The organism is Methylophaga sp. UBA1464 (assembly GCF_002325665.1).
In the GTDB taxonomy this organism is placed as follows: domain Bacteria; phylum Pseudomonadota; class Gammaproteobacteria; order Nitrosococcales; family Methylophagaceae; genus Methylophaga.
This window is the reverse complement of the sequence record NZ_DCSO01000045.1, coordinates 8,192-8,535: the sequence shown is the minus strand read 5'-3', so window position 1 is coordinate 8,535 and position 344 is coordinate 8,192. Positions and strand designations below refer to the sequence as shown.

Here is a 344-nt window from a genome sequence, read left to right as displayed (position 1 = left end):
ATAAGAGATTATGCGGAAGTCCGGTTTGATGGTGTGGTGACAGCGGAAATTGCTCGACAGGCACTGGATTTACTGGATGTTGATAAGTTTGGTTTTGATATGTTGGACCGTAAACTTTTGTTGGCCATTATTGAAAAGTTTTCGGGCGGGCCAGTTGGGCTGGATAATTTGGCAGCCGCCATTGGCGAAGAACGAGGCACGATTGAGGATGTTATTGAACCTTTTCTGATACAGGAAGGGTTTATTATGCGGACACCTCGTGGCCGAATTGCCACCAAACGGGCCTTTTTACATTTGGGGTTGACACCGGATTTGGATCTTACAGGTGATTAATGCAGTCTTTT

The 344-nt window shown here is 45.6% G+C and carries 1 protein-coding gene; it reads left to right on the top strand.

Features of this window, described 5'->3' with window-relative positions; translation table 11 throughout:
* Positions 1–333: Holliday junction DNA helicase RuvB C-terminal domain-containing protein (locus B3O33_RS04680; protein ID WP_292363084.1), on the top strand; the 333-nt coding region annotated here is incomplete at its 5' end.
* Between the last annotated feature and the right edge of the window lie 11 nt (positions 334–344).